This is a genomic window from Pseudomonas sp. EggHat1 (assembly GCF_014892995.1).
Taxonomy (GTDB): Bacteria; Pseudomonadota; Gammaproteobacteria; order Pseudomonadales; family Pseudomonadaceae; genus Aquipseudomonas; species Aquipseudomonas chaetocerotis.
Genome location: NZ_JACKQK010000022.1, coordinates 14,727 through 41,105, shown reverse-complemented (window position 1 = coordinate 41,105; position 26,379 = coordinate 14,727). Strand labels below are relative to the sequence as shown.

The window sequence follows — 26,379 nt, the reverse complement described above, 5'->3', positions numbered from 1 at the left end:
AGCCAATAGAACAGGGTGTAGAAGTTGTTGAGGATCACGTAGACGAAAGTGATCAGCGTCATGGCCGCCAGGAGGAAAGCGATGAAGCCTTCCTCGAAGTGCTCCCAGACGCGCCGCAAGGCGTTCATGGTCGGTTCTCCCGAATGGAAAGGGCGTAGGGTGGGACGGTAGCCGGCCCACCGGTTACAGCGTTGATCGACGCCCGTCGCGGGCGTCGTGGTGGGTCAGAGCATCGACGCTCTGCCCACCCTACGGCTCTCCGGCCTTATTACTGGTTGGCAGCTTGCGCGGCCTTGATCAGGTCAGCGCCGATCTCACCTTCGAACTTCTTCCATACCGGCTGCATGGCATCGCGCCATTGGCCGCGCTGCTCAGGAGTCAGGGTCAGGATCTCGGTGGTGCCTGCTTCGACGATGCGCTGCTTGTCGCCTTCGTTGAGGGCGTCAGCCTGCTTGTTCACCTCGACGGTGACCTCGGCGATGATCTTGTTCAGCTCGTCGCGTACGTCAGCCGGCAGACCTTCCCAGAACTTGGTGTTGGTGATCAGCATGTAGTCCAGCAGGCCATGGTTGGACTCGGTGATGTACTTCTGCACTTCGTGCATCTTCTGGCTGTAGATGTTCGAGTACGGGTTTTCGGCACCGTTGACCACGCCGGTCTGCAGACCTTGGTAAACCTCGGCGAAGCTCATCTTGCGCGGGTTGGCGCGTACGGCCTTGAACTGCTCTTCCAGTACGGCAGACGCCTGTACGCGGAACTTCAGACCACGGGCGTCTTTCGGCTCCAGCAGCGCCTTGTTGGCCGACAGCTGCTTCAGGCCGTTGTGCCAGTAGGCCAGGCCGGTGATGCCCTTGTCGGTCATGGAGGTCAGCAGTTTCTGGCCTTCCGGACCTTTCTGGAAGCGATCAACTGCAGCCATGTCGTCGAACAGGAACGGCAGGTCGAATACCTGCAGCTGCTTGGTGTAATGCTCGAACTTGGCCAGGGACGGGGCGATGATCTGGACGTCGCCGAGCAGCAGCGCTTCCATTTCCTTGCCGTCACCGAACAGCGAGGAGTTCGGGTAGACCTCGACCTTGACCTTGTCGCCCAGACGCTCTTCAGCCAGTTGCTTGAACAGAACGGCACCCTGACCTTTCGGGGTGTGCTCAGCGACCACGTGAGAGAACTTGATGACGATCGGGTCGGCAGCGTGAACCACGCCAGCGATGGACAGGGACAGGGCGCAAGCCAGCGCCTTGGCAGTCAGTTTGAACATGCGGATGCTTCCTCTTGTTGTGTTTATCGCATTTGCGCCGAGGGGCGCAGCTGACGAACGGACAAGAGCAAGTCTAGGCGGCTTGGAGAAAAACGCCGGTGGCATTAGCGAGGCCTGGACTTGTACTTGTGGGTTCGCGTGGGGCAAATCCAGAGCAACCCTTGTGCCAGACCTCTGTGGCATACGCATGACAAGTGCGCAAAAGCCCTTGGCCAGCGGCCTTGATGGCTTCTGGCCAATCGCGGCGCGGGCCTTTCGAAGCGCTCCCCGACCTATCGATACGTCCTGATCTGGCGGTTTGCCGCCAGTCAGTCGAAGTCCTCTGGCGAGCTTCCGCCAGCGCCGGAGAAATTCAGCCCATGTTTGCGCAGTTTGTCGTGCAGGGTCTTGCGCGGCACGCCCAGGGCTTCGGCCAGGCTGCGCAGCGAGCCGTGCGGGCGGCTCAGCTCGGCGGCGATCAGTGCGCGTTCGAACGCTTCGACCTGCTCGCTGAGCCCGCCGTTGACCGCCGGCAGGTTCGGCGCATTGCTGTCGAGCGCCAGTTCCAAGCCCAGCGCGAAGCGCTCGGCAGCGTTCTGCAGTTCGCGCACGTTGCCTGGCCAGGGATGACGTAGCAACAGCGCGCGCTGGCCTGGCTGCAGCTCGCGCGGCGCCAGCGCATGGCGGGCGGCCGCCCCATCGGCGAAATGCTGGAACAGCAGCAGGGCGTCCTCGCCGCGCTCGCGCAGCGGCGGGATGGACAGCGGCGCGACGTTGAGGCGGTAGTAGAGGTCGGCGCGGAAGCGCCCGGCATCGGCAGCCTGGCGCAGATCTTCCTTGGTCGCGGCGATGATGCGGATATCCAGTGGGATCAGCTGATTACCACCGAGTCGCTCGACCACCCGCTCCTGCAGCAGGCGCAGCAACTTGACCTGCACGTCCATGCTCATGCTCTCGATCTCGTCGAGGAACAGGGTGCCGCCGTTGGCGAACTCGAACTTGCCGATCCGCCGTTTCTGCGCGCCGGTGAAGGCACCGGCCTCATGGCCGAACAGCTCGCTTTCCACCACCGATTCGGCCAGTGCGCCGGCGTTGATGGCGACGAAGGGGCCTTCGCGGCGGTTGGACAGGTCGTGCAGGGCGCGTGCGACCACCTCCTTGCCGGCGCCGGTCTCGCCGAGAATCAGGACATCGGTGGCGATGCTGGCAAGGGCGCCGATCTGTTCGCGCAGGCGTTGCATGGCAGGCGATTGGCCAACCAGGCGGCTGGCCAGCTGCTGGCGGTCGGTCAGTGCCATGCGCAGGCTGCGGTTGTCCAGCACCAGGCGACGTAGCTCCAGCGCGCGGCGCACGCTGTCGAGCAGGTCGTCATTGGCGAAGGGTTTTTCCAGGAAGTCATAGGCGCCGGCGCGCATCGCCTGGACGGCCAGCGGCACGTCACCGTGGCCGGTGATCAGCAGCACGGGCAGCTCGGCATCGCGCTCGCGCAATTGCTGCAGCAGTTGCAGGCCATCGATGCCGGGCATGCGGATATCGCTGACCACCACCCCGGGCCAGCCAACGGGAATGCGCGCGGCCAGGCCCTGCGCATCGCCCAGGCTCATGACCTTGAGCCCGGCCAGGTCGAGCGTCTGGCTGAGTGCCTGGCGCAGATGGGCGTCGTCGTCGATCAGCAGTACCTGAATGCGGCTGTCGATGGCGCTGTCGCTGGTCATGGCGAAGGGTCCTCTGAGGGTTGCAGGTTGACGCCGGGGGTGGCCAGGCGCAGGCGCAGGGTGATCAGCGCACCGCCTGCTGGATGATTGGCCAGCAGCAGTTCGCCGTCCAGCGCACGCACCAGACTATCGCAGATGGCCAGGCCCAGCCCCAGGCCCTGGGCGCTGGTCTTGGTGGTGAAGAAGGGTTCGCGCGCGCGCGCCAGTGATTCGGGCGAGAAGCCCGGGCCATTGTCGCGCAGCAGCAGGTGCAGGTACTCGGCCTGATGCTCGACGCTGATCCAGATGCGCCGTTGCGGCGCTCTGTCGACCAACGCATCGAGTGCATTGCCGAGCAGATTGCCGAGCACCTGGCGCAGCCGCGTTTCACCGGCCTGGACCCAGAGGGTGGCGTCCGGCAGGTCGCGGATCAGCTCCACATCCATGGCCCGGCGGCGCTTGGCCAGCAGCGCGAGCGCATCGTCCAGCGCCGGCTGCAGGGCAACCCGCTCCGGTGCATGACGATCACGACGGGCGAAGGCGCGCAGGTGGGCGATGATCGAGGCCATGCGCTCGGTCAGTTCGCTGATCAACTTGAGATTGGCGCGCGCATCGTCGGTGCGCTGATGATCGAGCAGGGTACTGGCGTTCTCCGCATAGCTACGGATCGCCCCCAGCGGCTGGTTGAGTTCGTGGCTGATGCTGGCGCTCATGGTGCCGAGTGCCGAGAGTTTACCGGCCTGGACCAGCTCATCCTGAGCGCGCACCAGTTCCTGTTGGGCCTGTTCACGCTCGAGCACTTCCTGCTTGAGGCGGCTGTTGAGCAACTCCAGATCCTGCGTCCGTTCGGCGACACGCTGTTCCAGTTCGGCCTTGGCGCGGGCGTCGAGAGCGATGCGTTCGAGGTAGTGACGGCGGCGCAATATCAACAGGCCAAGCAGCAGCAGCAGTGCCAGCAGGGCAGCCGCGCCCACGGCCACGGCACTGCGCACGGGGCGGTCGAGCAGTATGCGTGGGGCGAGAATGCTCACGGTCCAGCCGGTCTCTTCCAGAGCGCGGCTTTGTGTCAGCCAGGCGTTGGGATCGAGATCGAGCAGGGGCGGCGCCTGGGTCGGATAGGGCTGGTTGGCGGCGATGGCCGATTGCTCGACGCGGTCCAGTGGCCGGCTGGCGTGAAAGCGCCAGTCCGGGCGCGAGGTGAGGATGACCACGCCGTTGGTATCGGTGACCAGCAGTTGTTCCGGTGTGTTGCCCCAGAGCGTTTCGGTGTGGTCGAGATCGACCTTGACCACCAGCGCGCCGATGTTGTGCTCGTCCTCGCGCACCGGGTAGGCGAAGTAATAACCGCGCTTGCCGGACGTTGTACCCAGGCCGAAGAAACGCCCCAGGCGCCCGGCCAGCGCTTCACGAAAATAGGGACGGAAGGCGAAGTTGCCGGCGACGAAGCTGTCAGGTTTGTCCCAGTTGGAGGCGGCCAGGGTGACGCCGCGCGGGTTCATCAGATAGATGACGTCAGCGCCGGTCTGGCTTTTCACGCGGGCCAGCAGGCGGTTGGCGTTGTCCAGCGCGGCGGGGTCATCAGGTGCATGCAGGGCGGCACGCAGGCCTGGAAGGTCACCAAGAATCTGCGGCAGTACCTCATAGCGACGCAGCGTACCGAGCAGGTTGGCGACATACAGATCGAGGGTTTGCCGGTTCTGCTCGATCAGCACTTCGCGGTAGTAGCGCTCGGCCAGGAAGTGAACGGGCCACAGCAGTGGCGCAAGCAGCAACGCCAGCAGCACGAGGCTGCGCCAGCGCAGACGACGGGGAGTGGCAGTGTTCGTGCTCATGGCAAACCGTGCAGAAATGATCGGCGCATTATGCACGTTAAGCGCGCGGTCGGTGATGGGCACCGGCCGCGCGGATGAAACGTCGGGCCTTCAGTTCATGCGCTGCAGGCAGGCGTCCAGTGCCGTGCGCCAGTCCGGCAGGCGAACCTGCCATTCCTGCTCCAGGCGGTTGCCATCCAGGCGCGAATTGAGTGGGCGCTGCGCCGGTGTCGGGTACTCGTTGCTGGGGATGGGACGAAGCCTGGCGCAGGGCTTGCCGGCCGCACGCAGGCGCTCGGCGATGGCGCTGGCGAAGCCGAACCAGCTGGTCTCGCCCTGGCAGGTCAGGTGGTAGGTGCCCCAGTGATGACGCCCCTGCTGCCACTTGTCGATCAGCTCGGCGGTGGCGCTGGCGATGCTGCCGGCCCAGGTCGGCGCGCCGATCTGGTCGTCGACCACGCTGAGCTCCTCTCGCTCCTGCAGCAGGCGCTGCATGGTCAGCAGGAAGTTGCGCCCGTGCTGCGAGTAGACCCAACTGGTGCGCAGGATCAGGTGATCGCAGCCGCTGATGCGCAGCGCCTGTTCGCCGGCCGCCTTGCTGGCACCGTAGACGCCCAGCGGATGTGGCGTATCGGCTTCACGGTAGGGTGTGGCCTTGCTGCCGTCGAAGACGTAGTCGGTGGAGTAGTGGATCAACGGGATGTCGAGTTCGAAGCAGGCGTCGGCCATGGCGGCCGGCGCCTCGGCATTGACGGCGAAGGCCAGCGCTCGCTCCTGCTCGGCCTGGTCAACGGCAGTGTAGGCGGCGGCATTGATCACCAGCGCTGGACGTTCGCGCAGGATGGTTTCGCGCAGACTGTCCGGGCGCGACAGGTCGAATGTCTGGCGGCCGAGGCTGACCAGTTCGTGCTTGCGCAGGGCCAGTTGCAGTTCGCGGGCGACCTGGCCGGTATGGCCGCTGACAAGAATCTTCATGCGAAGGTCTCGGCCTCGTCGAGGCTCAGGCCCTGCTGGTCCTTGGCCGAGAGTTGCGGCGTCAGGCCTTCGAGCGGCCAGTCGATGGCCAGCTGTGGGTCGTCCCAGCGGATGCAACGCTCGTGGGCCGGGGCGTAGTAGTCGGTGGTCTTGTAGAGGAATTCGGCGTATTCGCTGAGTACCAGGAAGCCGTGGGCGAAACCTTCCGGCACCCAAAGCTGGCGTTTGTTTTCGGCGGACAGATGCACGCCGACCCACTTGCCGAAATTCGCCGAGCTGCGGCGTACGTCGACCGCGACGTCATAGACCTCGCCGGCACTGACGCGCACCAGCTTGCCCTGGGCCTGCCGCAGTTGATAGTGCAGGCCGCGCAGCACGCCGCGGGCGGAACGCGAATGGTTGTCCTGGACGAATTCGCGGGTTACCCCGGTGGCTTCGGCAAAGCGCCGTGCGTTGAAACTCTCGTAGAAGAAGCCGCGTTCGTCACCGAATACCTGGGGTTCGAGAATCAGCACTTGCGGCAATGCAGTGGTAATCACCTTCATGGGAGTTCCTCGGCAAGCTTGTACAGGTACTGGCCGTAGCCGGTTTTGCCCAGCGCCTTGGCGCATGCGAGCAGTTTGTCGCGGTCGATCCAGCCCTGCTGATAGGCGATTTCTTCGAGGCAGGCGACCTTCAGGCCCTGGCGCTTTTCCACTGTCTGCACGTAGTGCGAGGCATCGAGCAGGCTGTCGTGGGTGCCGGTGTCGAGCCAGGCGAAACCGCGGCCGAAGCGCTCCACTCGCAGGTCGCCACGGGCCAGGTAGGCATTGTTCACGTCGGTGATTTCCAGCTCGCCACGTGGCGAGGGTTTGACCGCCTTGGCGATCTGCACCACGTCGTTGTCGTAGAAATACAGGCCGGTCACGGCAAAGCTGGACTTGGGTTGGGCCGGTTTCTCCTCGATCGACAGTGCATTGCCGGCGGCGTCGAATTCGACCACGCCAAAACGCTCGGGATCGCTGACCCAGTAGCCGAATACCGTGGCGCCACCTTCATGGTTTGCTGCGCGCAGCAGTTTTTCGGTGAAGTGCTGGCCGTGGAAAATGTTGTCGCCGAGAATCAGGCACACCGAGTCGTTGCCGATGAACGACTCGCCGATAAGGAAGGCTTGCGCCAGGCCATCGGGAGAAGGTTGCTCGGCATACTGCAGTTCGATGCCGAACTGGCTACCGTCGCCAAGCATCTTGCGGAAGTTGGGCAAATCTTCGGGGGTGGAGATGATCAGAATCTCGCGAATGCCGGCCAGCATCAGCACCGACAGCGGATAGTAGATCATCGGCTTGTCATAGATCGGCAGCAGTTGCTTGGACACACCGAGGGTAATGGGGTGCAGGCGAGTGCCGGAGCCGCCGGCGAGGATGATGCCTTTCATGTTTTCTGTGTTCCTTGTCGAAGCGTAGGGTGGGTGCAACCCGCCGCTGCCTGGCTGGCGGGTTGCACCCGCCCTACGTCTTGAAACCTAGAGGGCACCGAGCCGCTGGCCCTGATAGCTGCCATCCTGAACGCGGCGGCACCAGTCGAGATTGTCCAGGTACCACTGCACCGTCTTGCGCAAACCACTTTCGAAGGTTTCCTCTGGTACCCAACCCAACTCGCGCTCGATCTTGCTGGCGTCGATGGCATAGCGCAGGTCGTGACCTGGGCGATCCTGTACATAGGTGATCAGCTCTGCATAACTCGAGATGCCTGCAGGCTTCTGCGGTTCCAGCTCTTCCAGCAGGGCGCAGATGGCTTGCACCACGTCGAGATTCTTCTGCTCGTTGTGCCCGCCAATGTTGTAAGTCTCACCGACCTCGCCCTCGCTGACCACCTTGAGCAGCGCGCGCGCGTGGTCTTCGACGTACAGCCAGTCACGTATCTGCTGGCCGTTGCCATACACCGGCAGCGGTTTGCCTGCCAGGGCATTGAGGATCATCAGCGGGATCAGCTTCTCGGGGAAGTGGTAAGGGCCGTAATTGTTCGAGCAGTTGGTGATCAGCACCGGCAGACCGTAGGTGCGCTGCCAGGCGCGTACCAGGTGATCGGACGCCGCCTTGCTCGCCGAATAAGGTGAGCTGGGCGCGTAGGGCGTGGCTTCGGTGAAGAGGTCATCGACACCGTGCAGGTCGCCGTACACCTCATCGGTGGAAATGTGGTGGAAGCGAAACGCCGCTTTGCGTTCTGCACTCAGGCCAAGCCAATAGGCGCGGGTGCTTTCCAGCAGGCTGTAGGTGCCGACGATATTGGTCTGGATGAACGCAGCTGGGCCATCGATGGAGCGGTCGACATGGGACTCGGCGGCCAGATGCATAATGGCGTCGGGTTGGAACTCGGCCAGCATCGCAGCGACTTGTTCGCTATCGGCGATGTCGGCGTGGACGAAACGGTAGCGCGGGCTGTCGGTGACTGGCGTGAGGGACTCCAGGTTGCCGGCATAGGTCAGTTTGTCGAGGTTGAGTACCTCGTGTTCGGTGTCCTGAATCAGATGACGAATCAGAGCCGAACCGATGAAGCCGGCGCCGCCGGTGATAAGGATGCGCATCTGCTCATAACCTCGCTATGTAACCTTTCGCCATACCCACGAGCCGAGTGCCGTAAGTGCAATGAACAAGCGACGATGTGGGCAGGAGCAAAAACAAAAAAGGCCTGCATGAAAGCAGGCCCTGATATTAGATGGTGCCGGCACCAGGAGTCGAACCCGGGACCTACTGATTACAAGTCAGTTGCTCTACCAGCTGAGCTATACCGGCACTGAAGGGCCGCCATTATATCCATTCGTCAGCCTGAGTAAAGCCACCTTCGAGCCAGGTTTTTCCGGGCTCGGCTATCAGCAGCTTTCGGCTTATGCACAAAGAGAAGGCGTATCCGATAGCCGCGCACCGGCTCTGTGCGCTGGATCACGATTTTTCGCAAGTCATTGTTTTTACTATAGCTTCGAGTGCTGTTCGAAAAATGATCAGATGTCTACGAGGCAATTCCCAAGTGGCTTTGCAGCATTTGCCCAGAAAGGATCAACAGAGTTATCCACAGCTTCTGTGCGCAACTCAGGCGCGCTCGGCCAGCAGTAGCAGGTTGCGCGGGCTCAGTTGGTAATCACAGAAGGTGCCTAGCTTCACCTTGTAGCCCTGTTCCTGCAGATACAGGGCGCGGTCGAGCAGCAGCCAGAGTTCCAGTGGCCGGCGGAACAGGTTGCGCAGCAGTTCCAGATTGCGCACTTCGGCCAGGCGTTGCCAGCCGCGAGCTTCCAGCGCGTGCCAGTCCTGCTCACCGGGCGACGGCACATCGCGCAGTTCGGCGAGGTCATGACAGAAGCTGGCGAACGGTTTGCTGAACCAGTCGCTGGGCAGTGATGGCGTTGGCAGGTAGTCATCGATACCACGTAGCTGACGTTGCAGCAGATCGAAAGCCAGGCGCCAGGCCATCGACTGATTGCGTTGTCTGCGCACGCGGGCGCCAGCCGTGACGGTTTCGCTCAGCGGCAGGCCGAGGTCATCGCGGGATAGTTGCAGGCCTGAGCCCTGCGCCGCTGCCGACAGCGGCTGGTAGTGCATGCCAGCGATGCGGTTGTAGCAGCAGGGCGCTACCGCCAGTTGCGGGCATCCGTTGCGGCTGGCCAGTTGCAGCAGGCGTACATGCAGGTCGCCGCAGGCGTGCAGGGCCACGGGAGTATGTTCTTTCGTCAGGCGTTCGTTGCAGTCATCGGCAAGCACATCCTGCTGTAGATGTGCGGCGTTCAGTCCAAGGCGGTTGCTCAGTGCGCTGCCGGACTCGATCAGCGCCGGATCGTATTCCAGGCAGGTCAGGTGTTGATCATCCTGAGTCAGCCAACGACCGAGGTGGCCTTTGCCGGAGCACCAGTCGAGCCAGTGCGTGGGGCGCTGGCGAAACTGCAGGTGACTGGCAAAGGCCTGGATCTGCGCCAGCTTCCTGCCGGGTACATCGACGCTCAAGGCGTGTGCGCGCGGTGGACTGTCCAGGCTCGGAATCTCACCCAACTGACTGAGCGTCTGCGCCTGGCGGGCCAGGTCGGGAAAGGGCGCTGGTGCAGGGATTGCGAAGGGGCTGTTGTCGCTGGCCTCAGCCTGTTCCAGGGAGCGGCTGCGTAGCCAGGTAGCGAGTGCCGCCAGCTCTGCTTCCCAAGGCAGTTGCAGGTGATGAAACGGGCGCGGGCGCCACAGCGCCTGATGCTGCAGAAGAAAGCTGTCCAGGGCCTGGAAGCGGGCGAGCAGATCGCCAGAGGTTAGGATGGGCTCGGACATGGCGCTCATGCGTCTGGTTGAACCGGACTGCCAAGTGGCCGCCCGGTTGGCCTAGCGACCTTGGCAGGCGTCGACGCGCAGCCAGCGTTCCAGCAGGCGGAAGGCGCGCACCAGAACGAAGGCAATGACCAGGTAGAACAGGCCGGCGGCAAAGAAGATCTCCACCGGCAGGTAGGTGCGGGCGATGATGGTGCGCGCCATGCCGGTCAGCTCGAGCAGCGTCACGGTGCTGGCCAGGGCGCTGGCCTTGAGCATCAGGATCACTTCGTTGCTGTAGGCCGGCAGACCGATGCGTGCTGCACGCGGCAGGACGATGTAGAACATGGTCTTGGCCCGCGACATGCCCAGTGCGCGCGCCGCTTCTACTTCACCGGGCGGCACGGCCTGAATGGCGCCGCGCAGGATTTCGGCGATATAGGCGGCGGTGTGCAGGGTCATGGTGATGATCGCGCACCAGTACGGCGAGCGCAGGTAGGGCCAGAGTGGGCCCTGGCGCACGGCGTCGAATTGCGCCAGGCCGTAGTAGACCAAAAACAGCTGCACCAGCAGTGGTGTGCCGCGGAAGAAGAAGATGTAGCCATAGGGCAGGGCGCGCACGTACCAGTGCTTGGATGCGCGGGCGATGCCCATCGGCAGTGCGAGGATCAGGCCAGCGACAACCGCGATGGCCACCAGTTCCAGGGTCAGCAGCGCGCCTTCGGACAGGCGCGGCAGCCACTTGATGATGACGGTCCAGTTCAGACTGGAAAGGCTCGACCAAAGCGCGTAAGCGACGAGAAGGCCTGCTGCGAGCCAGGCGACGATAGCAGCGTTCTTTCTCATGAGGCGCTCCGGACGAAGCCGCGGCTGGCGCGCTTCTCAAGGAAATACAGGCCGATCATGGCGAGAACGGTCAGGCCCAGATAAATGAAGGCTGCAACCATATAGAAGGTAAAGGGCTCCTTGCTGGCGGTCACCGCAATCTGCGAGCGGCGCATGATTTCCTCCAGGCCGATCACCGAGACCAGCGCGGTGTCCTTCATCAGAATCATGAACAGGTTGCCCAGGCCGGGCAGGGCGATGCGCCACATCTGCGGCAGGATCAGCTTCCAGAGAATGCGTGCCTTGGACATGCCGAGTGCCTGACCGGCTTCGCGGTGGCCCTTGGGTATGGCCAGGATGGCGCCACGGAACACCTCGGTGGCGTAGGCGCCGAAACACAGGCCAAGGGCGATGGTACCCGCAGCGAAGGCGGAGAGTTCGAGGCTCTCGACACCAAGCAGGTCGGCCAGGCTGCGCATCAGGCCAACCGTGCCGAAATAGATCAGCAGCACCCAGAGCAGTTCGGGCACGCCGCGCACGAGGGTGGAATAGCTGCCGCCGAGCCACTGCAGCGGCTTGTACGGCGAAGTCTTGGCCAGCGCGCCGAGCAGGCCGAGCACCAGACCTACAGCCAGCGCGCAAAGCGCCAGTTGGATGGTCATCAGGGTGCCGGCGGCCAGTGCGGGGCCGAATCCGTGGAGTTCGAAAATCATCGGAGGGCTCGGGCAACTGCGCCGCCCAATGGGCGACGCAATGCCTTCAGGTCATCAATAGATGCTGAACGGGAAGTACTTGTCGTTGATCTGCTTGTAGGTGCCGTCTTCGATGATGGCTTGCAGAGCGGTGTTCAGCTTCTCACGCAGCGGGTCGCCCTTGCGCACGGCGATGCCGATCTTGTCGTTGTCGAATACCGGGTCGCCCTTGAACTCGAAGTCCTTGCCGGCGTCGCTCTTGAGCCATTCCCAGTTGACGAAGGTGTCGGCCAGCACGCCATCGAGACGGCCGGAAGCCAGGTCGAGGTAGGCGTTTTCCTGGGTGTCGTACAGCTTGATGTCGACCACTTTGTCCAGGTTGTCTTCCAGCCAGGTGCCGGCGATGGTGGCGCGCTGCGCACCGATCACCTTGCCTTTGAGGCTGCCGGCATCGGTCTTGAAGTCGCTGGTTTTAGGGGCGATGAACTGCAGCTTGTTGGTGTAGTACGGCTCGGTGAAATCGACCGCGGCCTGACGCTCTTCGGTGATCGACATCGAAGCGATCAGGAAGTCGAATTTCTTGGCGTTCAGGGCCGGAATGATGCCATCCCAGTCGGAGGTGACCACTTCGCATTCGGCCTGCATCTTGGCGCACAGCGCCTGGCCGATTTCCACGTCGAAGCCTGTTACCTTGCCACTGGCGTCGATCAGGTTGAAGGGCGGGTAGGCGCCTTCGGTGCCGAGTTTCAGTTTGTCAGCTGCGACAGCGCTGGTGCCGAAAGCCAGGGTAGCGGCTGCGGCCAGCAGGATCTTCTTATAGTTCTGCATGCATGTTGCTCCGTGTTAGCGATTGCTGGACATGAATTGTTTACAGCGTGCCGAGTTCGGGTTGTCAAACACCTGGGCGGGTGGCCCCTGTTCCTCGACCAGGCCCTGGTGGAGAAACACCACCTCGCTGGAAACCTGGCGAGCGAAACTCATTTCATGGGTCACCAGCAGCATGGTGCGACCCTCGTCGGCAAGCGCGCGAATCACATTAAGCACTTCTTGTACCATCTCCGGGTCGAGCGCCGAAGTCGGCTCGTCGAACAGGATCACCTTCGGCTGCATGGCCAGGGTGCGGGCGATGGCCGCGCGTTGCTGCTGGCCGCCGGAAAGCTGGTTGGGGTAGACGTGACGTTTGTCGGCGATACCGACCTTGGCCAGCAGCGCTTCGGCCACCTCGATGGCCTCGGCCTTGCTCTGGCCAAGTACACGACGCGGCGCCTCGATGATGTTGTCGAGCACGCTCATGTGCGGCCACAGATTGAAATTCTGGAAGACGAAACCGATCTCGCTGCGCAGGCGATTGATCTGCCTGTTGTCGGCGGCAACCAGCTCACCGTTCTTCGCGGCCTTGAGCTTGAGCTCCTCGCCAGCGACGAAAATCTGACCCTTGTGCGGGTTTTCCAGCAGATTGATGCAGCGCAGGAAGGTGGACTTGCCGGAGCCGGAAGAACCGAGAATGGAAATGACGTCGCCGTCTTTAGCGGTCAGGGAAATACCCTTGAGCACTTCGAGATCGCCGTAGCGCTTGTGCAGGTTGCGGATTTCCAGCGCGGGCGTCGCCTCGGCCATGGGGTGGTGTCCTCTTCTTCTTCGAATGCGCTCCGGCGTACGGCGGGCCATCCTGGCTGGCGGCCAAGCTAGCATAGCGTTTCCGTGACCGCCAAGCCGTTTGCTGGGCGATAGAGGGTTGCCGCGTCGCAGGTGTCGCCTGGTTACAGTTGCTTGTCGCGCAGGCGAAACAATGGCACGAGGGAAGTGCCATGACTACGCCTACATCGACCACTCATTCGATAGCGACTCAGCTTGCTTTAGCACCAACTCCACTGCGTCTGCTTGCTGGTCTGGTGGGTACTTCCACCGCTGCAAACAGCGGCGCACCAGAATGCGTAGCTTCGCTCTCACGCTCTCGCGAACCTGCCAATCGATGGTCGTACTGGCGCGCAGCTTCTCGGTGAGTTCCATGGCGATTTTCTTGAGCGTCTCGTCGCCCAGCTCACGCACCGCGCTTTCGTTGTTGGCCAAGGCATCGTAGAAGGCGATTTCATCCTGCCCAAGCCCCAGTGACGCTTCCCGTTCCAAGGCTGCCTGGAACTCCTTGGCCATTTGGATCAATTCTTCGATCACCTGCGCCGTCTCGATGGCACGGTTGTGATACTTGCGCAACGCCTCCAGCAAACGGTCGCCGTACTTCTTCTCCTGAACCACGTTATTTCTAGCGCGCGCCTTGATCTCGTCACGCAGAAGCTTCTCCAGCAGCTCCACAGCCAGGTTGCGGCTCTCCATCTGCCGCACATCCTCGAGGAACTCGTCCGACAGCAGCCCGATGTTCGGCTTGTCCAAACCGGCCAGGTCAAAAATATCGGCCACTCCGTCAGAAATGATGGCGTTGTCCAGTATCTGTTTAAGCGCGCTGTTCTTCTCCGCATCGCTGCGTTTCTTGTCCACGGAGGTGAACTTGCTGATAGCGGTCTTGATGGCAGAGAAGAAGGCAATTTCCTTACGCAGTGGTGCGACTTCATCCAAGGTGCCGCACAACGAATAGGCTTTAGTCACCGCCAACATGGTGTCGAGGAAGCGTGTCTTGCCGTCCTGCAGGCCTAGAATATGGTTGGCTACGGGCACCAGCAGTTCGAGTGGACGGCTCTCAAAGGCGCTGTAGTCGAAGCCGTGCAGCATTCCCCGCACGATGTCCATTTTCTCCATCAGCACAGCCAGCGCTTCAGCAGAATCGTGGGTGGGGTCACCTTTACCTTTGGCATCGCTATAGGTTTTCAGCGCGGCCTTCAGCTCGTTGGCGATACCAATGTAATCAACCACCAGGCCGCCAGGCTTGTTCTTGAACACCCGATTGACGCGGGCGATAGCCTGCATCAGGTTGTGGCCTTTCATCGGCTTGTCGATATACATGGTGTGGCAGCATGGCGCATCGAACCCCGTCAGCCACATGTCACGCACGATTACCAGCTTCAACGGGTCTTTCGCGTCTTTGAAGCGTGTTTCCAGCCGCTTTTTCACCTGTTTGCTGTAGAGGTGGGGCTGCAGCAAGGCCTTGTCGGCAGCCGAGCCTGTCATCACGATCTTGATAGCCCCTTGCTCGGGGTCATTGCTATGCCAGTCCGGTCGAATGCTTACGATGGCGTTGTAGAGATGGGCGCAGATATCACGACTCATGCATACGATCATGGCCTTGCCGTCTACCACAGAAACACGCGCCTCGAAGTGCTCTATCAGGTCGCGCGCCACCTGCTCGATGCGCGGTGCTGAGCCTACGAGTTTTTCCAGCGTTGCCCACTCGCCTTTGGTTTTCTCTCGGCTGGCGATGTCCTCTTCATCCTCGACGACCTCTTCGACCTGCTCGTTGAGCGCGTCGATCTCGGCTTGGTTCACATCCAGCTTGGCCAGCCGACTTTCGTAGAAAATGGGCACTGTTGCGCCATCGTCCACCGCATCCTGAATGTCATAGATGCTGACGTACTCGCCAAATACCTCGCGGGTATCACGGTCTTCCTCGGCAATAGGTGTACCTGTAAAGCCCAGGAAGGTGGCGTTTCTCAATGCATCGTGCAGATGTTTGGCATAACCAAACACATACTTGCCGGTCTTGGTGTCCAACCGGCCTTTGGTGCCGTACTGGCTGCGGTGGGCCTCATCGGAAATCACCACGATATTGGTGCGATCAGAGAGCAATGGATGCTCCTCTTCGCCCTCTTGCAGCGCGAATTTCTGCACCGTGGTGAAGATGATGCCGCCCGCCTCGCGTGAAGCCAGCATCTCACGCAGTTCATCGCGGTCACCGGCTTGCTGTGGCGTGGTCTTGAGCAAGTCACTGGCGGCGCTGAAGGTTGCGAACAACTGGCCGTCCAGGTCATTGCGGTCGGTCACGACGACCAATGTAGGGTTCTTCATCTCGGGCTGCTGCAACAGCTTGCCCGCGTAGCACAGCATGGTGATGCTCTTGCCCGAGCCCTGCGTGTGCCACACCACGCCTGCTTTGTGTGAGCCAGGCTGCACTTTTTTGGCATAGGTCGCACGCTCTTCGTGGACGCCCAACACGCCCTTATCCGTATTTTGCGAGGCAATCACCGTTGCCCGCACAGCCTCGCGCACCGCGTGGAACTGGTGATAACCGGCAATCTTCTTGACGATGCTGTCGCCATCCTGCTCGAACAATACGAAGTAGCGTATGTAGTCCAGAAACAGCTCGGGCTTGAAGAAGCCACGGATCAAGGTTTCCAGCTCCATCTGCAGGCGCGGCCGATCGTCTTCGTTCATGATGGTGCGCCAGGGCAACATGCGTTCGGCGTTAGCGGTGAGCGAACCCACTCGCGCCGTCCAGCCATCACTGACCACCAGAGCGGCATTGCTGTCGAACAGGTCGCTGATCTCTTCCTTGTAGGTTTGTAGCTGGTTGAAGGCGTCCCAGATGTCCGTTTGTTCGTTGGCCGGGTTCTTCAACTCCACCACGGCCAATGGCAAACCATTGACGAAGGCGATCAAGTCAGGTCGGCGTGGTTGCCGAGTGCCGGTGATGGGGAATTGGTTCACCACCAGAAAATCGTTGTTGCTGGGCTGGGCAAAGTCGATGAAATACACCCAGTCCTGCTTCTTCTGCTCGCCGATTTCAAACTCCACCGCCACACCACCGAGCAACAAACGGTGCACGCTGCGGTTACGCACTACCATCTGCGGCTCGCTCACCGTTTGCAGTGCATGCACGGCCTGCTCGAGCGCAGTAGCTGGAATCTGCGGGTTAATCCGAGCCAGTGAGGCCAACAGGCGCTCTCGCAAAACCACCTGACGGTAATCGGTACGCTCAGGGGCGCTGCTATCCGGCGCGATATCCGGCCCATGGGCAAAACGCCAGCCAACCTGCTGGAACCAGCCCAGACTCAGCTCTTCGAGTTGCTGTTCGCTCAACATGGGAACCCCTTACGCCTTCCTGGGCTGGCAGGCAATCGCCCTGGTTTGTGATGAAATAAGAAAAGCCATAAAAATCAGCACTTTATGTTTAAGGCAACAGCCAGAAGCGGTTTGCGATGAAATGGCAACTATGCCCATGCCGGGATATACCGCGCATAGCGCCTTGAGTCCGGCGCGTTCGGGTCACTCTTGACCAACCCCTGCTCCATGGTCGCGGTAATGATCTGCGAAATTGTGTTGCTGCTGCTCTCGGACAAGCCAAAGCGCTCACGCAGAGACTGATTGGTCATCTGCTTGCGCAGCACGTACTGCAAAACACAGTGCTGGAAGCAGGCACGAACGCGGTCGCTACCATTCATCGCGCGGAACGAGCGCGGGCCGTGAATCACCACAATCGTGCGGCGGTGGCTGGTTAGAAACTCTGGCGCCGGCAGTTGCATCAACTCAGCCGCTTCGATCACCCGATCAATGCCGCTGCTCTTTTCTTCGCAAATCCCGAAACGGCGCATCAAGTCGGCCAACCGCTCATTGCGCGATTGGTAACCGTCGATAAAGCGCTCAACCGGCACGACGGGCTCTCCTGGGTTGGAGATTTCCACGCGGTTGCTGAAAACCTCCACCACAGGAGAGGTGCCACCCATATCAAAATCCTGGTGGATCAGCGCATTGGCGAGCAGCTCTCGCACCACCACTTCGGGCAGCAATTTGACCTCCCTGCGAATCGCCCCTTCGATCACCTCGTTCTGCGGCAACTTGCCCATCACATACTGCACCAGCCCAGCAAAGCCTACGGCATAGCCCTTTTCGCCGGTCACATCCGAGACGGTCTGCATCTTGGATTCGCCGGCATACAGGATCACGCGCGCCGCTTTACGGCTGATATCGGGGAACTGCCGCATGTTCTTGGCCAGCAGCACAGCGCCAATATGCAGGATGTTGAAGCCCGCCGAAGTGCGCTCGATCAAGCGCTCATCCAGCAAGCGAGCCAGCACCCCCTCCTGGTCGGTGGGATAAGGCAAACGCATCAAGTCGAAGAAGGTCTGGGTATCAAGCAACTGCACCACATCTTGCGCAGACACATCCTTGAGCGAAGGATTCTCCAGCCAGCTGGGCTGCCCTTCCGCGAAGATCTTGCGCAACTGATCCTCGCTCATCGGCACCAACTCTTCGCCGGAACGCATCAGGTAAGCGCCATCATGGTGATACGCTGTGCCTTTGGGCCGTGCCGGAATGCTGAACACCACAGCACGCCCATCCGGGTGAGCAACGGCCTCTACATCGACGCGAAAGCCCACCCAATGGAACAACTTCTCGGCAATATCCTGGGTGTTGGGAAACGCCTGGCTGCCCACCACGGCGCGCGGTGGTTTATCCGCAATACCGAGCACCAGATGCCCGCCGCCCTCGTTGGCAATGGCTACGCAATAGCGGCAAAGCTTGCGCACGTCGTACTGGTTGCTTGCCTCTTTAAATTCGAGGTTTTGGGTTTCGCAGGCGAGGCTGCGCCATAAGTCGACCTGTTCAACGGAGATAGTCATATGTCCTCCATCAATGCCAACAAGAGCGCCTCGATAGAATCATCATGCTCGCCTTCTGGATACCAGATCGGGAATATGTTGGCCTTTGCCAAAGCCTTTTTTCTCTCGACGCGATCAACACCATCTTTCAGCTCAAGGAAGGCATAGTGCTGTGGGAGGGTGTGTGCGCCCTCTAACTCAACCACCTGCTCCATCGTTCGGAGCGTACGATCTGTCATCAGACTGCACCCAACAAACAACAAGGACTTACCAAACAAAAAACGAGAAAAGAATCGCCCAACCGTGCCGGCATCGCCATAGGCTTGGTTATATTCATTGCGGAGCAGAACACGATTCGCGACCGTTTCACATGAACCATGAAGCTTAAGTAAATATCGTCCGCCGGCGCTCAGGATACGCAATGCCTCTCCCAGATTGCTACCAAGGATTACTTGATCAAATCCCTGCGATTGCCCCGAGAAGGCTGACTCAAGCAACTTATCGAAGTTGGTTGTCACTACATTCGAATCAGGAAACACAATAGGGAGTAAGTTAATCGCGCCAGCCGCAGCACGGCCTCTATCAAAGCACTCCTGAAGTTGTTTATTAAACAACGCAGAGCCAAGATCATCATGAATTAACTGGGCGGCGCCCTCGTAATCCCCCGACGCCAAAAGAGACTCAAGATCGGCCGCATTGACGTGCGACTCTTCTTGTAAGCTCCAGAGGAACTTGGTCCAGCCAGGGTAGCCGCTCGGCATTGATAGCCCCGCACCAAGAAACGGAACAACATTTTGCGATGCCCATGCTTTTTTCAAGGCTTCAAAGCGATGAGCGTTGTCATGAGCACCAAGCACCTGATGCGCTAGATCGAGTAGGCTGCCCTTTCGCTCCGCTACCCAGTCCTCGAAAGATAATTGATATGTTTCAGGCTCTAGCTCTTTCAATATGCGGCTTCGTTGAAAGGTGGAGCCGATAATTTCAACATCGCCCTCGATGTTTAGATATTCGTGATATTTGGGGCGCCAAAACTCCATGATCAGCTCCCCAGCATTCCAGAAACTTCGACCTCACCTGAGAGCAACTTAGGCAGCAAAATATTCCGAGTTGTCGCAAGTGTTGAGCTTTGCGCTGCTAGGGTCTGTATCATCGTAAATGTGGAGGACATCTTAGTTTCAAAAGCAAGGACGACCTCATGCGGCGGACGCACAATCGGAATTTTTTTAAGATCAGACACGTTGATATATGGTAAGGCAGTGCCTGAGACCAACGTATTGAAATCGATCATATTGAGCATCGAGTATAAAAAGTACCGCCCCGACTTTTCATCAACAGGGTTTGCTGACATCAAGTTGTTATCAATAATCGTCGGCGTAGTTAGTAATCTTCTGCGATTTGAAGTGAGCGCCACCCCGATCTTGGCAAAAATTGTCGCACCTGGCGGGTGCAACTTGGCTTTCATTTCAGACTGCTGATCTTTGCTGACATAGTTGTTGGCCGACTGAATAAATACCTCGTTGCCAGCAAGATTCATGTCACTAACTTTTATGAACGGGTAATCCCCATCAGAGCTTCCTTGGTGCTCAGGCTTAAACGCGCTGCCCGCCGTAAAGCTACAAACATCTCCAAGCGCACCACAAGCCCACCCCATCGGGACCTCCCCCCACTCCGAATCTTCCATTTCCTCCGGGAATATGGCGGCGGTGGCGGCGAGTTGTTCGTAGTGTTCGGGCGGCAGCGCATCGAGTTCGGCATCTGTCTTGCCGCTGATCGCGCCCATCGCAGCACGCAACGGGTCGCTGCCTTCGGCAATAGCGGTAATCTTTGCTTTGACTGGGTCGAAATCTATAAACCAAGACTTGAAGACTGCTTGCGCCATAGCTTCGAGGGTTTGGTTGATTTGCTGGTTGAGATTGGTTTTAGAATCGAGACGGTTCAGAAAATTGGCGATGGTCTTTTGAGTTTCCACCTTAGGAATACGAACTTTTGCCAGATGCAGGTGGTTTCGGTTTACTCCTGGTACTGCCCCTTTGTCGGAGTAGGAATCAAAGTCGAGGGTCTTCAGGAAGTAGCTGATGAATCTAGGGTCATTGCCTTTGAAGTCACGGACATAGAGTGTCGTATTAAGAGGCCAATAGTCCTCGTCGACATAGAAGACCTCGCCAATCGTTCCATATCGGCCAGTTATCACCCCGGGGCCTTTGACCATTGCAATAGAGTGGAAATCGCTAACGCCTGCGGAGGAAATAATAGGAACATTCCCAGCGCTACGCTTGGCCTTAGGCAGGTCATAGCCACGTTTCAACTCAACAAAATCGCCAAGCGAAGCCTCTTTCCAGTCAGATTCAGAAGCCATAACCCAACTCCGCCAAATTCTTTTTGATCTCCTCCTCCAACTTGGCGCTTTCCGCAAACTGCTCCACCAGCTGCGCTGTCAGCCGCGCCATCTTGTCGGCAAAGGCTTCACCGTCTTCTGGCTGCTCCTCGGCCCCCACATAGCGCCCCGGCGTTAGCACATGCTCGTGCTTACGGATGTCGTCCAGCGAGGCGGAGTAGCAGAAGCCAAGAATGTCTTCATAGCCCTCGCCGTGCTGCCAGGCCTGGAAGGTTTGGGCGACTTTCTGGATGTCATCCAGCGTGAAGTCGCGCAGCACGCGGTCTTTCATATAGCCAAGCTGGCGGGCGTCGATGAAAAGGAACTGGCCACGGCGATCACGCTTTTTCTTGTCGAGGTTGAAGCCATTGGCCTTGTCTTTGGTCAGGAACCAGATGCAGGCAGGAATCTGCGTGTTGCTGAAGAGCTGGCCGGGCAGCGCCACCATGCATTCCACAAAGTCACGCTCAATCAGTTGCTTGCGTATTTCCCCTTCGTTGTTGGTGTTGCTGCTCATCGAACCATTGGCCAGCAGCAGCGCCATGCTGCCAGTGGGAGCCAGGTGGTAGAGCATATGCTGCAGCCAGGCAAAGTTGGCGTTGCCCTGGGGTGGGGTGCAGCCGGGCAGCCAGCGGGGGTCTTTTTCCAGCTTGGCGTTCCACCACTCCTTCATATTGAAGGGCGGGTTGGCCATCACGTAATCGAATCTGTGCGTCAGATTAATGTGCAACGGATTCTGCAGGGTGTCGGCTGGGCCGCCGCCAAAATCAAAATCGAGGCCACGGATGGCCATGTTCATGGCCGCCAGCTTCCAGGTAGTGGGGTTGTTTTCCTGGCCGTAGACGCTGATCTGGCCAGTCTTGCCGTTGGCCACTTTGCCGCCATGCTCGGCGATAAATTCCTCGCTCTGCACAAAGAAACCACCCGAGCCCATGGCCGGGTCGTAAACCCGCCCCTTGAAGGGCTGCAACATTTCCACAATCAGCGTAACGATGCTTTTTGGGGTGTAGTACTGGCCGCCCCTCTTGCCTTCGGCCAGGGCGAACTGACCGAGAAAGTATTCGTAGACGTGACCGAGGATGTCTTTACTCTTCAGGTTCAGCGCTTGCCCGTTGTAACTCGGCTGGCTGAAGTTGGTATCAGAGAAATGGGCGATCAAATCAGCCAATTTATGGCTATCGATCTCCGTGCGCGCGAAAGACTTGTTAAGCACGTTCTTGAGTTTTTTTGCGTTCTCGCGCTCGACGGCTTCCATGGCGTTGTCGATCAGCCAACCAACGGTGCGCATCTTGTCTGGCACCATCTCCAACTCACCCGCCGCGTTACGCACGTAGCGACCGTCACTGTCGCGTTTGGGCACGAGCCACGGCAATTCACTACCGGGCGGCAGCTGCGCCAGTTCACGCAGGGTCTGCCAGCGTGCTTCATAGGGCACCCAGAAGACATTCTTTTCGGTGTAGTAATCGCGCACTTCCAGCTCGGCGGCGACATTCTCTTCGTATTCTTCGCTGCCAAGGTCACCGTAGTCCGCCGGGTCCATGAAGTAATCGTCGGAGGGATTGGTGAGTTGCGCGCGTAGCTCACGCTGGCGCTCCTCGAAGGCATCGGAAACATATTTGAGAAAGATCAGGCCAAGCACTACGTGCTTGTAAACAGAGGCGTCTAAAGCCGAACGCAGCTTGTCAGCCGCTGTCCAGAGCTTCTTTTCAAGATCGTTGAAGAACTGTTGTTCGATGGGGTTCATCTGATCATTCCCTAGCAGTCAAACCCTGCTATTTCAGCAAGGCATGTCCAGCGAAATTCGTGCTCAGCGCCGCGCGCAGGGCTGAGCAGTTTAGTGCGCGGAAAGATACACAGCATGCCCCTATAGATGCCACAGCAAATCGCAGCCAACGGAGTCGGACGGCGCAACGTTTAGGGCGGGCCACTGACGTCGGGCAGTAGGTTTTGCTGTCAGGGCGAGTTTGAGCTACGCCTTGCGCAACGTGCCAGCCAACTTGGGTGCTCGGCTTTTGGGGTGGATGTGCAGAGTGAGTGCGCCAGTCCAGAATAATCTGGGCAACAAGGATCGGTTGAGGAAATGCAGGCAATAAAAAACCGGCTCAGAGGCCGGTTTTTCGGGGCTTTCAGGCGGTTTAAGCATTGCCTGAAAACTAAAGATGGTGCCCAGGGACGGAATCGAACCGCCGACACGGGGATTTTCAATCCCCTGCTCTACCAACTGAGCTACCTGGGCCAACGGGGCGCTATTAGACGGATTTGAAGGGTCAGTGTCAAGCGCGGGTTTGAAAAATATTTAATTATTTCGGGCGCTTAGGCTCGTGACGGGTAGGGTGCGCCGTGCGCGCCGCTATCGAGAGCCCGACGGCTGGTGTACAGGGTCACCAGCCTTTGTCGCGGCTAAAGCCCCTCCCACAAGCATTCTTACTCGCTTGGCGGTACGTAGCCTTCGGCCTGGGCGTATTCCTCGCCGGAGAGGAACTTGTCCATCTCGGCCTGGAGGAACTTGCGGTCCTCGGCGTTCATCATGTTCAGGCGACGCTCGTTGATCAGCATGGTCTGGTGCTTTTGCCACTCGTCCCAGGCCTGCTTGGACACGTTGGTGAAGATGTCTTCGCCTTTGGGGCCGGGGTAGGGCGCGCGATCCAGGCCGGGCAGTTCCTGTTTGTATTTGCGGCACTGTACGGTGCGGGTCATGTCGGTTCTCCAGCGGTAATGACTTGCGCCGCGCGTTTCAGCAGCTTCTTCACCGGGGCGGCGAGCCCCAGGCGCGGCGGGGTGGCGAGGTTATACCAGAGCCAGTCGGCCTCGGCCACGCGACCTGGCTGTTCGGTTACCTCGATCAGCCAGGGTTCGATGGCCAGCTGGAAGTGGCTGAAGGTGTGGGTCAGGCCTTCCAGTTCACGGCGTTCGCCGAGTGCGAGCTGTTGCTGGTGGGCGAGGTCTGCGAGTTGTTCGAGGTCGTCTAGTTCCGGCAGGCTCCAGAGGCCGCCCCACAGCCCGGTGGAGGGGCGGCGATAGAGCAGGATGTCGCCGGCAGCGTTGACCAGCAGCGGCATCAGGGTGCGTTTCTGCGGCAGTGCCTTGCGCGGTTTGGACACCGGGTAGCGGATTTCCAGGCCGAGCAGGTGCGCCTGGCAGCCGCTGCGCACCGGGCACAGCAGGCAGGTGGGTTTGCTTCGCGTGCAGAGGGTGGCGCCGAGGTCCATCATCGCCTGGGTGTAGTGGTTGACCCGTTCGTGCGGGGTGAAGCGCTCGGCGACGTCCCACAGCTGTTTGGCCACCTTCGGCTCGCCAGGGTAGCCCTCCTGCGCGACGTAGCGCGCTAGTACGCGCTTGACGTTGCCGTCGAGGATCGGCGCTCGTACGCCCATGCTCAGGCTGGCGATGGCGCCGGCGGTGGAGCGGCCAATCCCGGGCAGCTCGCTGAGCGCCTCTGCGCTGCGCGGGAACTCGCCGCCGTGCTCACGCATGACGATCTGCGCGGTCTTCTGCAGGTTGCGCGCGCGGGTGTAGTAACCCAGGCCGGTCCACAGGTGCAGCACTTCGTCTTCCGGCGCTTCGGCCAGGTCCTTCACGGTCGGCAGCGCGGCCATGAAGCGGTCGAAGTAGCCGAGCACGGTGCTGACCTGGGTCTGTTGCAGCATGATTTCCGACACCCATACGCGGTAGGGCGTGATGTTCTGCTGCCAGGGAAGATCCTTGCGCCCGTGCTGGTCGTACCAGGCCAGCACGGCGCCGTTGAATTGCTCGGGGCTCATCGGTTGAACAGGCCCTTGAGTGCGTCTTTCAGTTCCGGGCTGACCTTGTCGCCGAGCTTCTCTTCCAGCTTCTCGGTCAGCTTGTTGCCGGCCAGGCGCGCGGCGATCTTGCCGAGGCCGTCTTGATCCAGGCGGCAGGCCTTGGCGCCAAGTTCCAGCGGGCCACGGCAACGCAGCGGCCATTCGATGCCGACGTAGCGCTCGTTGACCTGGCATGCCGGGTCCGGCATTTCGCGCTGGTCGCCTTCCAGGGTGATGCCGACCTTGTAGTCGAGGCCGAGCACGCGCAGGTCGAGGTCGCCGTTGCCGCTGACTGCCAGACCCGGCACCTGGGCCTTGAGGTCCGGGTTGTGGGCGACGCCGTCGCGTACGGCGAGGCTGCCCTTGAGTTCGCGGAAGGGGGTGTCCTTGCCGGTTGGTGGGTTGCTCAGTGTCTTGCGGTTGAGGGTGGCAATGCCACGGCACAACTGCTGTTCTAGGTTGGCGTCGACCAGCACGCCGTCGTTGAGGACGAAGCTGGCGTTACCGTTGAGCGCTTCGACCCAGGCCTTCTGGCTGTTGCCGCGGGTGTTGAATTTGGCGTCCAGGTCGAGCAGGCCCTTGATCGGCGAAGGCTGATCGTCCTTTTTCAGCAGCGGCTCCAGCGGTATGCGGGTCAGGCGTTTTTCCGCGCTGAGCATCGGCTCGGCCTGGCGCACGTCGATGCGCCCGCTGCCGACGAAGCTGCCGCCCTGCAGTTTGCCGCGCGCCTCTTCCACTGTGATCAGGCCGCCACGGCCATTGGCCTTGAGATTGACGTCGCTGAGCTGATGCTTGTCGTAGGTGAGCTGGCCCATGCTGAGCGCCAGTTGCAGGTCGAGTTTGCGCAACTGATCCACCGGCAGCACTTTTTCGTCGCTCCAGGCCTGCTGGGTGGGTTTGTTGGGCAGTGGGGTGGTGCCGTCCTTGCCGGCGCCGGCGATGCTGTCCTTGACCTCGGCCTTGCGCGCGGCAGCGGCGCTGTCCTGGGTTTTCGGCGGCAGGTAACGGTTCAGGTCGAGCTTGTCGCCCTTGAGGTCGGCGCGCAGGGCCTGCTTGGCAAAGTCGCTCACGCCGAGGTTGCCGCTGAAGGTGCTGCCGTCGAGTTTGAGGTTGAGCTCTTCGAGCATCATGCCCTTGCTCGAACCGTTCAGGCGGCTGACCAGTTCGAACTGGCTGAGGCTATCGGCGGCCTGCATGGCCGGCAGTTCGACGCCGACGCCGTCGAGGAATTCACGCAGGTTGAGCGAGGCGATGGACAGCCCGCCGGAAATCCTGGCGTCCTTGTCCAGTTCGCGTGCCTTGATCTCGCCGAGGGCGCGCAGCTGGTTGGCGGAGAGCTTGAGGCCATTCCACTCGGCGATGTTGGCGGCCAGGTCGACCAGCAGTTGGCCCTGGGCGGAGAAGTTGAGGGTCTTGCCCTTGAGCGGCTCGCCCGAGGCTTCGCCGGCCAGTTTCAGATCTTCGAACTGGTAGCGCTTGAGCGCACGGTCGAAACGCAGCTGGCCTTCAACTTCGCTGCGTGCGCGCAGCACCGGCTGATTGGTGCCGAAGAAGGCGCTGAGTTTGACCGGGATACTGGCGCCTTCGCGGATGGCGCCGGTTTTCAGCTCGATGTTCTCGACGGTGAATTGCTGACCCTTCTGCGCGTCGCTGTAATCAACGCGCGAGTTGCTCAGGGTGAGGCTGTCGATATCCAGCTTGACCGGTTGGCCGGCCGGTTTGTCGCTCGGCTGGCTCGGCGGCGTGGTGTCGCTCGGCGCCGGCTCGCCAGGTGCTTGCTGCGGCGCGCTGGCCTGGGCCGGGCGGCCGACGCCTTCCCAGTTACCACGGCCTTTGTCGTCACGCTGCAGGTTGAGATTGAGGCCGTCGACGCGGATATCGCTCATCTGCACTTCCTTGCGCAGCAGTGGCATCACGCGCACTGACAGGCCGATCATGCGCAGGTCGGCGAAGGGCTTTTCCGGGGTGTCGGCGCTGGCCAGGGTGGCGTCGGTGAGTTCCAGGCCCAGCCAGGGGAACAGGCTCCAGCCGATGTCGCCCCTGAGCTGCAGTTCGAGGTTGGCCTTGTCGCGAGCGATCTGGCGAATCTCGTCCTTGTAGTCGTTGGGGTCGAACAGATGAGTCAGGGCGAACAGCAGCGCCACTACGATCAGCAGCAAGCCGAGAAAGAAAAGGCCCAGGATCTTGCCTAACGCTTTCATGGACGGGTCCTTGGTTTCGAGAGCTGGAATGGCGGTTTGCAGACGAC

The 26,379-nt window shown here is 60.5% G+C and carries 20 protein-coding genes, 2 tRNA genes and 1 pseudogene; all 23 read right to left on the bottom strand.

Going from position 1 to position 26,379, the window contains the following annotated elements; translation table 11 throughout:
• Nucleotides 1–128 (bottom strand): annotated as a pseudogene (locus INS93_RS23665) (C4-dicarboxylate ABC transporter); the annotation flags it as partial.
• Nucleotides 129–268: 140 nt separating this feature from the next.
• Nucleotides 269–1,258, bottom strand: coding sequence for a C4-dicarboxylate TRAP substrate-binding protein DctP (gene dctP / locus INS93_RS23660; RefSeq protein ID WP_072424815.1), 990 nt, complete (start codon nt 1,256–1,258; stop codon nt 269–271).
• Between the two features lie 308 nt (nt 1,259–1,566).
• Nucleotides 1,567–2,952: a sigma-54-dependent transcriptional regulator gene (locus INS93_RS23655; protein ID WP_192985765.1), complete on the bottom strand. Its 1,386-nt coding sequence runs from the start codon at nt 2,950–2,952 to the stop codon at nt 1,567–1,569.
• Nucleotides 2,949–4,763, bottom strand: a complete 1,815-nt coding sequence (locus INS93_RS23650) for an ATP-binding protein (protein WP_192985764.1) — start codon at nt 4,761–4,763, stop codon at nt 2,949–2,951. The genes INS93_RS23655 and INS93_RS23650 overlap by 4 nt, the downstream gene beginning before the upstream one ends.
• Nucleotides 4,764–4,853: 90 nt before the next feature.
• Nucleotides 4,854–5,717 carry a dTDP-4-dehydrorhamnose reductase gene (gene rfbD, locus INS93_RS23645; RefSeq protein WP_192985763.1) on the bottom strand — a complete coding sequence of 288 codons (864 nt, stop codon included), beginning with the start codon at nt 5,715–5,717 and terminating at the stop codon, nt 4,854–4,856.
• A complete protein-coding gene (gene rfbC / locus INS93_RS23640) occupies nt 5,714–6,262 on the bottom strand; it encodes a dTDP-4-dehydrorhamnose 3,5-epimerase (protein ID WP_192985762.1) in 549 nt (182 codons plus the stop codon). Before rfbC ends, rfbD begins: the two co-directional genes overlap by 4 nt.
• Nucleotides 6,259–7,131 (bottom strand): glucose-1-phosphate thymidylyltransferase RfbA, encoded by an 873-nt coding sequence (gene rfbA / locus INS93_RS23635; protein ID WP_192985761.1) that lies wholly within the window; start codon nt 7,129–7,131, stop codon nt 6,259–6,261. The genes rfbC and rfbA overlap by 4 nt, the downstream gene beginning before the upstream one ends.
• Nucleotides 7,132–7,218: 87 nt before the next feature.
• Nucleotides 7,219–8,280: a dTDP-glucose 4,6-dehydratase gene (rfbB, locus tag INS93_RS23630; protein ID WP_192985760.1), complete on the bottom strand. Its 1,062-nt coding sequence runs from the start codon at nt 8,278–8,280 to the stop codon at nt 7,219–7,221.
• A 132-nt stretch (nt 8,281–8,412) separates the two neighbouring features.
• Nucleotides 8,413–8,488: transfer RNA gene (locus INS93_RS23625), tRNA-Thr, on the bottom strand.
• A gap of 294 nt (nt 8,489–8,782) precedes the next feature.
• Entirely contained in the window at nt 8,783–9,997 is a 1,215-nt protein-coding gene (locus tag INS93_RS23620) for a methyltransferase (protein WP_192985759.1), read from the bottom strand.
• A 51-nt stretch (nt 9,998–10,048) separates the two neighbouring features.
• Entirely contained in the window at nt 10,049–10,738 is a 690-nt protein-coding gene (locus tag INS93_RS23615; RefSeq protein ID WP_160020214.1) for an ABC transporter permease, read from the bottom strand.
• A gap of 77 nt (nt 10,739–10,815) precedes the next feature.
• Nucleotides 10,816–11,511, bottom strand: coding sequence for an ABC transporter permease (locus INS93_RS23610; RefSeq protein ID WP_192985758.1), 696 nt, complete (start codon nt 11,509–11,511; stop codon nt 10,816–10,818).
• A gap of 54 nt (nt 11,512–11,565) precedes the next feature.
• Entirely contained in the window at nt 11,566–12,318 is a 753-nt protein-coding gene (locus INS93_RS23605; RefSeq protein WP_192985757.1) for an ABC transporter substrate-binding protein, read from the bottom strand.
• Nucleotides 12,319–12,333: 15 nt separating this feature from the next.
• Entirely contained in the window at nt 12,334–13,107 is a 774-nt protein-coding gene (locus tag INS93_RS23600) for an ABC transporter ATP-binding protein (protein WP_160020143.1), read from the bottom strand.
• 201 nt (nt 13,108–13,308) lie between these two features.
• Nucleotides 13,309–16,455, bottom strand: coding sequence for a type I restriction endonuclease subunit R (locus INS93_RS23595; protein ID WP_226945710.1), 3,147 nt, complete (start codon nt 16,453–16,455; stop codon nt 13,309–13,311).
• 131 nt (nt 16,456–16,586) lie between these two features.
• Complete coding sequence (locus tag INS93_RS23590) at nt 16,587–17,996, bottom strand: ATP-binding protein (protein ID WP_192985755.1); 1,410 nt, start codon at nt 17,994–17,996, stop codon at nt 16,587–16,589.
• A complete protein-coding gene (locus INS93_RS23585; protein WP_192985754.1) occupies nt 17,993–19,012 on the bottom strand; it encodes an SIR2 family protein in 1,020 nt (339 codons plus the stop codon). Before INS93_RS23585 ends, INS93_RS23590 begins: the two co-directional genes overlap by 4 nt.
• Nucleotides 19,013–19,014: 2 nt before the next feature.
• Nucleotides 19,015–20,331: a restriction endonuclease subunit S gene (locus INS93_RS23580; protein WP_192985753.1), complete on the bottom strand. Its 1,317-nt coding sequence runs from the start codon at nt 20,329–20,331 to the stop codon at nt 19,015–19,017.
• Nucleotides 20,321–22,093 (bottom strand): HsdM family class I SAM-dependent methyltransferase, encoded by a 1,773-nt coding sequence (locus INS93_RS23575; RefSeq protein ID WP_192985752.1) that lies wholly within the window; start codon nt 22,091–22,093, stop codon nt 20,321–20,323. The genes INS93_RS23580 and INS93_RS23575 overlap by 11 nt, the downstream gene beginning before the upstream one ends.
• 416 nt (nt 22,094–22,509) lie before the next feature.
• A tRNA-Phe gene (locus tag INS93_RS23570) sits at nt 22,510–22,585 on the bottom strand.
• A gap of 188 nt (nt 22,586–22,773) precedes the next feature.
• Nucleotides 22,774–23,046: an oxidative damage protection protein gene (locus tag INS93_RS23565; protein WP_021490485.1), complete on the bottom strand. Its 273-nt coding sequence runs from the start codon at nt 23,044–23,046 to the stop codon at nt 22,774–22,776.
• A complete protein-coding gene (gene mutY / locus INS93_RS23560; RefSeq protein WP_192985751.1) occupies nt 23,043–24,110 on the bottom strand; it encodes an A/G-specific adenine glycosylase in 1,068 nt (355 codons plus the stop codon). Before mutY ends, INS93_RS23565 begins: the two co-directional genes overlap by 4 nt.
• Entirely contained in the window at nt 24,107–26,332 is a 2,226-nt protein-coding gene (locus INS93_RS23555; RefSeq protein ID WP_192985750.1) for an AsmA family protein, read from the bottom strand. The genes mutY and INS93_RS23555 overlap by 4 nt, the downstream gene beginning before the upstream one ends.
• Between the last annotated feature and the right edge of the window lie 47 nt (nt 26,333–26,379).

Coding starts and splice junctions, on each gene's coding strand:
- dctP (WP_072424815.1), bottom strand. CDS start 1,258: ATGTTCAAACTGACTGCCAAGGCGCTGGCTTGCGCCCTGTCCCTGTCC.
- INS93_RS23655 (WP_192985765.1), bottom strand. CDS start 2,952: ATGACCAGCGACAGCGCCATCGACAGCCGCATTCAGGTACTGCTGATC.
- INS93_RS23650 (WP_192985764.1), bottom strand. CDS start 4,763: ATGAGCACGAACACTGCCACTCCCCGTCGTCTGCGCTGGCGCAGCCTC.
- rfbD (WP_192985763.1), bottom strand. CDS start 5,717: ATGAAGATTCTTGTCAGCGGCCATACCGGCCAGGTCGCCCGCGAACTG.
- rfbC (WP_192985762.1), bottom strand. CDS start 6,262: ATGAAGGTGATTACCACTGCATTGCCGCAAGTGCTGATTCTCGAACCC.
- rfbA (WP_192985761.1), bottom strand. CDS start 7,131: ATGAAAGGCATCATCCTCGCCGGCGGCTCCGGCACTCGCCTGCACCCC.
- rfbB (WP_192985760.1), bottom strand. CDS start 8,280: ATGCGCATCCTTATCACCGGCGGCGCCGGCTTCATCGGTTCGGCTCTG.
- INS93_RS23620 (WP_192985759.1), bottom strand. CDS start 9,997: ATGTCCGAGCCCATCCTAACCTCTGGCGATCTGCTCGCCCGCTTCCAG.
- INS93_RS23610 (WP_192985758.1), bottom strand. CDS start 11,511: ATGATTTTCGAACTCCACGGATTCGGCCCCGCACTGGCCGCCGGCACC.
- INS93_RS23605 (WP_192985757.1), bottom strand. CDS start 12,318: ATGCAGAACTATAAGAAGATCCTGCTGGCCGCAGCCGCTACCCTGGCT.
- INS93_RS23600 (WP_160020143.1), bottom strand. CDS start 13,107: ATGGCCGAGGCGACGCCCGCGCTGGAAATCCGCAACCTGCACAAGCGC.
- INS93_RS23590 (WP_192985755.1), bottom strand. CDS start 17,996: ATGACTATCTCCGTTGAACAGGTCGACTTATGGCGCAGCCTCGCCTGC.
- INS93_RS23585 (WP_192985754.1), bottom strand. CDS start 19,012: ATGGAGTTTTGGCGCCCCAAATATCACGAATATCTAAACATCGAGGGC.
- INS93_RS23580 (WP_192985753.1), bottom strand. CDS start 20,331: ATGGCTTCTGAATCTGACTGGAAAGAGGCTTCGCTTGGCGATTTTGTT.
- INS93_RS23575 (WP_192985752.1), bottom strand. CDS start 22,093: ATGAACCCCATCGAACAACAGTTCTTCAACGATCTTGAAAAGAAGCTC.
- INS93_RS23565 (WP_021490485.1), bottom strand. CDS start 23,046: ATGACCCGCACCGTACAGTGCCGCAAATACAAACAGGAACTGCCCGGC.
- mutY (WP_192985751.1), bottom strand. CDS start 24,110: ATGAGCCCCGAGCAATTCAACGGCGCCGTGCTGGCCTGGTACGACCAG.
- INS93_RS23555 (WP_192985750.1), bottom strand. CDS start 26,332: ATGAAAGCGTTAGGCAAGATCCTGGGCCTTTTCTTTCTCGGCTTGCTG.